This is a genomic window from Cytophagales bacterium (assembly GCA_019456305.1).
Lineage (GTDB): Bacteria > Bacteroidota > Bacteroidia > Cytophagales > VRUD01 > VRUD01.
Map to the genome: position 1 here is coordinate 37,231 of VRUD01000024.1, position 6,622 is coordinate 43,852.

Genomic DNA, 6,622 nt, shown 5'->3' on the forward strand with positions numbered 1-6,622 from the left:
GCACCTATACACATAATTCATGCTTCTTAACATTCCAAAAACTTAAAGTGTCTCTTACAAATTTATCTGGCTGATCTTCAGAAAAAGATAATGTATTTATTCTAAACCCTGATCGGGTTATTTCAGGGCTAGGCGGTGTGCGTAAATTATAGGAATAGCAGTTAGTAAAATCCCCATCCACTTCAAAATAATCTCTCTTTGGTTGAACGGATATATTTAGTTTATCAGGGACACGACCCCCAAGTTCACCATAGTTTATAGCATCTCCATGCGGAGGAGGAAAGGATTTGGAATCAAGCGTAATACAGGTAGAGAGAAATCCTTTATTCATAATAATTTTACTGGCAGGGGCATCATCTTTTATTCTTTCTGCGATACTTGTTTTTGCATGAATCACTCCGAGAATCTTCCAATTTTTATTTCCGGTACCACAATCACCTTCAATTGCAATATCCATTTTTGAAGGGGCAATTTTACCCTGTAAACCCATTTGGAATAAGGCATTGGAAGCAGATAATTTGGTTAACACAACTAATCTTACTCCATATTCAATAAAGTGGGGATTGTAAAGAGCAATAAACGCTTCTTCGAATGCCTGTCCGCTTGCCCTTTTCCAGCTTTGTTCATTTCTGCCGCAATCAAGATAAATTCTATAAATAATATGTTGCCATATATCACTTGGATTAGCTAATGGACAGATTTGTACTGCGTAAATAAATGATTTTGCTATAGCTTTATATGCTTGTTCTTCTTCCAGAAGTTGAGTGAGTTTTTTTCTAATGGATTCATATTCCGGAGATGAAATATTATCAATTTCAACCTCAACGCTCTGCTTACGATCATAACTATAAACTTTAATTATAGCCATATTATATTTTCAGGATTAATTTGCACAAACATAAAAAGAAAATAGTTAAAACTTCCTTTCTATAAGCCCTACTCAAGCTGGAGTCCTTAATTTCTTTAATTAAATTTTCCTGTGCATCGCTGAAGCTGCTGATATTGATATAATGCCCTGAGCCGGTAGTGGCGATATCCTTCATTTGCAAAGCACTTTTTTTGCCGTTTTTTCACCCACAACCGATAACATTACCTGCCCTACTCCCATTTCTTTGAATCAAAAACTCAAAGAAATAATACAACAGGGCGAAGGCATTGAAATAGTTAATATTGATTAATTTAGCGACCATGAAATTTGAGCAGTTAATAGAATCCATTGAGCTTACACAAAACTCCTTACAGCAAAAAGCATTAAGTACGGTAAATCAGTTGGCTACCATCCGTAATTGGCTTATTGGTTACTACATTGTTGAATTTGAGCAAAAGGGTGAAGAAAGAGCTAAATATGGCAATAAGCTGTTACAAACCTTATCAAATGAGTTGCACAAAAAGAAATTGAAAGGTTTTTCTGTTACTAATCTTAGATTGTTCAGACAGTTTTACTCCGTATATCCGCAAATTCATCAGGCACTGCCTGATGTTTTGAGTTTGGAAATTCATCAGCCACTGGCTGACCAATTGAAAATCGGGAATATTCAGCCAATGGCTGAACAATTAGAATTACAGATTAGTCAGCCACCGGCTGACCAATCTGATAAAACTGTTCAGGTATCGGGAGGAAAGCTATTGCAGCACTTTTCTTTCAGGCATTTTACGAAACGTCAGCAACGCTACATTTTTGTTATATTTTACAATGCAAACAATTTTCCAATTATTTTCCACATTTTTGAGAAAGAAAATGATTATAAATGTTTCCCTTTGTGAAACCTTTTACTTATCTTTGCGTTTCAATAGTGGATAGGAACTCACACAGCATATACAAAGCTGTGTAATGAAGGGAAGCAATATATTGTGAATGTATATACTTAAAGATTGCAAAAATGGAAACATTAATGTACTCCATCATCAAAACCGATAGGCAATACAATGAGTATTGCAACGTTCTTGAAGAACTTTTAGCTCAGGATAAAAAAGCTGTGTCTGATGAAATTGAACTGCTTACCCTCTTGATTGAAAAATGGGATACGGAGCATAATTCATTTGATGATCTTAACCCTGTTGAGTTAATTAAAGCTTTGATGGAAGAAAACAACCTGAAACCCAAAGACCTTATTGAAATCTTAGATTTGTCTAAAGGAACGGTTTCCAAAATATTGAACTATCATAAGGGGCTTTCTAAAGAAACCATTCGTAAGCTATCCGCTTATTTCAAGGTTTCTCAAGAGGCTTTTAACCGTTCTTATAAATTGGTAAATGAGGTGAACAGGTATTTTCGTAATGCAAGCCCGATGAACACAGAAAAAGAAACAGAAAACGCTGTTGTTGTTTAATTTTGCTCTCGAACTGTTAAATTAGAAGGTTAAGTTTTTTCATCAATTAGGCAGGGTGAATTAATTCAAATAAACAGAAAGCCCTGTGTGCTATTGAGAAACCTACGGAATCCCACAATAATAGTCGGCAGTTAGCAGTCGGCAATCGGCAGTCAGCAGTCGGCAATTGTTTTTTGCCGACTGGGGACTGTAGATTGCCGACTTTCTTTGTGGGCGGTATAGGATTCGAACCTATGACCCCCTGGGTGTAAACCAGATGCTCTGAACCAGCTGAGCTAACCGCCCGGATTGATTTTTTTAAGCCAAATCTTACCTCTGCAAAGTTAATCCTATTTAACCAGATTACAAAAACCTCCCGTAAAAAAAACAATAATAAATAATCATTTCCTCACTTTATTCGTTTAAGTTGAGATACTTGAGATACTATGAAATTTAAACGAATAATAAAGTACCTGCTGGCTATCATTACAATAACACTTACCCTGCTTATTAGTGGTGGCGTCCTGGTGACCTGGCTATACCAGGATAAGATCATTAACCTTTGTGTAGCCGAAATCAATAAACATCTCAAAACTAAAATATTTGCTGATAAAATTTCTTTGTCGGTCTTTGATAAATTTCCCAATGTATCAATATCATTTAACCGGATCGTGATAGAAGGCAGTAACATGGAAGATGCCCGCCTGCCGAAGCTCCAGCGCAGGCAGGGAAAATGTCTTGTTAAAGCAAAAGATATATTTTGCACATTTAATATCAAGGATCTGATCTCAGGAAATTATGTCATTGATGAGATCTGGTTAGAAGATGCTAAAATATTCCTTCGTATTGATGAAGATGGAAATAATAACTTCACAATATTTGAACCCGGTATTACCGGCGCCTCAGAAAATAAACTATTCTCTTTTGACCTGCAAAAAATTTATTTCAAAAATGTGTTGTTTCTTTTTGATAACCAGCAATCCAAACAAGCTGTTCACTTTCTTTCTACCGGCACTAATGCGGGATTGCGTTATGAAGGGGACCTGCTGAACATAAGCTTAAATGGCAATCTGTTTTTATATAAAATTCAATTAAATAAAAGCACCTGGTTTAGCAAAAAGAATATTTCTTTAGAATGTGATCTTATTTACAATAAGAAAAACGAAATTCTAAAGATCAATCCTTCAGTTCTGCAGGTAGAGAATTCTGAATTTGGTATTAAGGGAAAGTGGGTCGGGGGACGGGGGACGAAGGATAAACAGAAAATAGATTACATCAATCTATCCATAGATGGGAAAAAGACTACTGCTCAAACAATACTTTCTTTACTTCCAGGCGATTTGTATGAAAAATTCAGTGTTTATAAAAGTAAAGGAAGTGTATATTTTTCGGGAAAGATCATTGGTAACATCTCTGAAACCGCCACTCCTGCAATAGATATATTATTCGGATTTAATAACGCTTCCTTCTACCTGCCTCTCAAAGCTACAGTGGGGCAGGCAGGCATGCCGGATTCCAAACATTCAATTAAAAAAGTTAACTTAGCAGGAAAATTTTCAAATGGAAAAAAGCATAACCAATCATCTTCTTCATTAACGCTATCAGGCATTAAAGCGGAATTGGACGGAAAGCCGCTTAAAGGCAGCTTTTTAATAAAAAATTTTGATTCACCCTATATTTCGTTCAACATTGATGCGAATATAGATATTGCCACTTTACTTGCATATTATCCAAATGACAGGATTGACCAGGCTGATGGAACTTTAAAGATCAATATGGACCTCTCCGGAGGTCTTGAGCAGCTAAAACAGATCAATCTTTCAAAAAACTTTAATACGTCAGGTGAGTTTTCGTTACGTAACTTTGATTTAACGCTAAAAAACATTTCGTTAAACTTTAAAAACTTCAATGGCAATTTTTTGTTCAACAAAAATGATATTGCAGCAACCAATTTCAGCGGAAAAATTGGCAGCAGCGATTTTCTGATCAATGGCTTTTTCAAAAACTTGCTACCCTACCTGTTATTTGAAGATCAAACTTTATTTATGGAAGCTGATCTGCGCTCTGATCTGCTTGACCTTGATGAATTATTGGCCACAGATTATACAGATTTTTTAAATGAAAGGAACGGGGCACAACGGACGAGTGGAGAAGGTAGGGAGTATAGGTTGTCTGTTTCTCCGGATCTGTCTTTTGCATTAGGGTGCAATATTGGTTCAGTAAAATTCAGGAGGTTCAGGGGAAAAAACATTACAGGTAAGCTAATCGTAGTAGATCAGGTAGTTAGCTCTGATAACATTTCGTTCAACGTTGGCGGAGGGAAACTAAATATTTCGGGCATGATCAACGCAAAAGGGCGAAACGAAATTGCTGTTACAACTAAAGCCGGATTTGAGAAGATACATATAGACAGCATCTTCTATATTTTTGAAAACTTTAACCAGGATTTTATCACGGATAAACATCTCAAAGGCCAAATATCTGCCCGGGCAATTGTCAATATGTTTTTTGACAGCAACCTAAAAGTAAATTATGATAAATTAATTGCAGATATAGATGCATCAATTGCTAATGGCCAGTTAGTCAACTTTGAACCGATGCGGAAACTATCAAAATTTTTAGATGAGAAACGCCTCGCTGATCTTAAATTCTCAGAATTGAGAAACAGCATCCATATTGAAGACAGAACCATTTTTTTCCCTGAAATGGAGATCAGGTCAAATGTCAGCGCCATTTCAGTAATGGGCGCTCACGGTTTCGATCAAAGCATAGATTACAAATTAAAGATACCGTTAAAAAACTATAAGATAAAAGACAAAGTGTTTGGTGCGATTGAAGAAGATGAACAAGGTGTTGCAACTCTATATCTTACCATAAAAGGCACTACTGATGACTATAAAATAACCTATGATAAAGAAAGGGTAAAAGTTAGGATCAGGCGCAGCTGGCAAAATGAAAAAGAAGAATTCACCGATCTTTTTAAAAGAAAACCCATAGAGGCTGTGGTTCCCGATACGGTGACTATATTAGATGAAGAGGAATATTTTGATTTTGAGGAATGATTATTTTTTGTTATTCGAATCAATAATGATCGTCACCGGCCCGTCATTAACAAGTGCAACTTCCATATAGGCTCCAAATTCTCCTGTTTCTATCTTTTTCCCTAACCCGGTTTCTAACTTTTGTACAAACTTTTCATATAAGGGGATTGCGATTTCAGGGGGTGCAGCATTTATGAAAGACGGCCTGTTTCCTTTTTTTGTGCTTGCATGCAGGGTAAATTGGCTTATCAATAAAATATTTCCTCCAATATCCTTAAGGGCAAGATTCACCTTCCCCTGCCCGTCATCAAAGACACGCAAATTGATGATCTTTTTACTCAACCATTCAATATCCTGTTCATTATCATCATGGGTTATGCCAAGCAATATCAAAAAACCTGCATTGATCTTTGCTTTAGTTTTTCCCTCAATTTTAACAGATGCTTGGGAAACCCTTTGTATTACTATGCGCACTTTACAAACAAGCAGCAGTAGGCAGTGGCAGTTGGCAGTCCTGCCTCCTGCTGCTGCCGCTGCCTACTTTTTATGCAGTAGTGGCTTGCTGATGGAGCATTACAGGCATCACCAGCATCAGCACATCTTCATTTTTATCCTTTTCTTCTGGAAAGATCAGCCCGGCTTTATTAGCCTCTGACATTTCTATTTTTATCATTTCCGAATCAAGGTTACTAAGCATTTCTATAAGGAACCTGGCATTAAACCCGATCTCAATATCCTCACCTTCAAACTCACATGAGAGCCTTTCATTGGCCTCGTTAGAAAAATCAAGATCTTCAGCAGATATCTGAATCTCACTGCCGGCAATTTTGAATTTGACCTGGTAGGTTGCCTTATTTGAATAAATAGCAATCCTTTTTAATGAATTTAACAGTTCGGTACGGTTAATAATTAGTTTATTAGAATTATCGGTGGGGATGACATTTTCGTAATCAGGAAATCGTTCATCAAGAAGCCTGCATACCATTTTTACCCGGTCAAAGCTGAAAAACGCATTGGTACTGTCAAACTCAAATTTAACTTCAGTAGTTTCAGATGGCAGTGAGTTTTTAATAAGCGCCAGCGCTTTGTGAGGAATTAAAATTTCAGCATCGTTTTTTGCAGTAATATCTGATCTTCTATATCTTGCCATCCTGTGACTATCAGTTGCAACAAAAGTAATATTTTTATTGCTTAGCTGCACAAGTATTCCTGACATAGCAAGCCGCATTTCATCATTGCTGGCGGCTATAATAGTAGTTGATATAGCTTTGG

At 36.6% G+C, this 6,622-nt stretch carries 6 protein-coding genes and 1 tRNA gene; 3 read left to right on the forward strand and 4 right to left on the reverse strand.

The window, feature by feature from the left end:
- Window positions 1–4: 4 nt before the first annotated feature.
- The gene (locus FVQ77_07040; GenBank protein MBW8050083.1) at window positions 5–868 is read right to left on the reverse strand and encodes a restriction endonuclease; all 864 of its coding nucleotides are present in this window, start codon (window positions 866–868) and stop codon (window positions 5–7) included.
- Between the two features lie 320 nt (window positions 869–1,188).
- Here FVQ77_07040 and FVQ77_07045 point away from each other — a divergent pair, with 320 nt between their 5' ends.
- Window positions 1,189–1,764, forward strand: a complete 576-nt coding sequence (locus tag FVQ77_07045; GenBank protein ID MBW8050084.1) for a DUF1016 domain-containing protein — start codon at window positions 1,189–1,191, stop codon at window positions 1,762–1,764.
- Window positions 1,765–1,880: 116 nt separating this feature from the next.
- Entirely contained in the window at window positions 1,881–2,330 is a 450-nt protein-coding gene (locus FVQ77_07050) for a helix-turn-helix domain-containing protein (protein MBW8050085.1), read from the forward strand.
- Between the two features lie 210 nt (window positions 2,331–2,540).
- On the opposite strand, the gene FVQ77_07055 is transcribed toward FVQ77_07050, so the two are convergent.
- Window positions 2,541–2,615 (reverse strand) — tRNA-Val (locus FVQ77_07055).
- Between the two features lie 140 nt (window positions 2,616–2,755).
- Between FVQ77_07055 and FVQ77_07060 the strand changes: the two genes are divergently transcribed.
- Window positions 2,756–5,371 (forward strand): DUF3971 domain-containing protein, encoded by a 2,616-nt coding sequence (locus tag FVQ77_07060; GenBank protein MBW8050086.1) that lies wholly within the window; start codon window positions 2,756–2,758, stop codon window positions 5,369–5,371.
- Here the strand turns inward: FVQ77_07060 and FVQ77_07065 are convergent, their stop codons facing one another.
- Both FVQ77_07065 and dnaN read right to left on the reverse strand, forming a co-directional pair.
- Window positions 5,372–5,824 carry a D-tyrosyl-tRNA(Tyr) deacylase gene (locus FVQ77_07065; protein ID MBW8050087.1) on the reverse strand — a complete coding sequence of 151 codons (453 nt, stop codon included), beginning with the start codon at window positions 5,822–5,824 and terminating at the stop codon, window positions 5,372–5,374.
- 70 nt (window positions 5,825–5,894) lie between these two features.
- Window positions 5,895–6,622: DNA polymerase III subunit beta (dnaN, locus tag FVQ77_07070; GenBank protein MBW8050088.1), on the reverse strand; the 728-nt coding region annotated here is incomplete at its 5' end.

Coding starts and splice junctions, on each gene's coding strand:
- FVQ77_07040 (MBW8050083.1), bottom strand. CDS start 868: ATGGCTATAATTAAAGTTTATAGTTATGATCGTAAGCAGAGCGTTGAG.
- FVQ77_07045 (MBW8050084.1), top strand. CDS start 1,189: ATGAAATTTGAGCAGTTAATAGAATCCATTGAGCTTACACAAAACTCC.
- FVQ77_07050 (MBW8050085.1), top strand. CDS start 1,881: ATGGAAACATTAATGTACTCCATCATCAAAACCGATAGGCAATACAAT.
- FVQ77_07060 (MBW8050086.1), top strand. CDS start 2,756: ATGAAATTTAAACGAATAATAAAGTACCTGCTGGCTATCATTACAATA.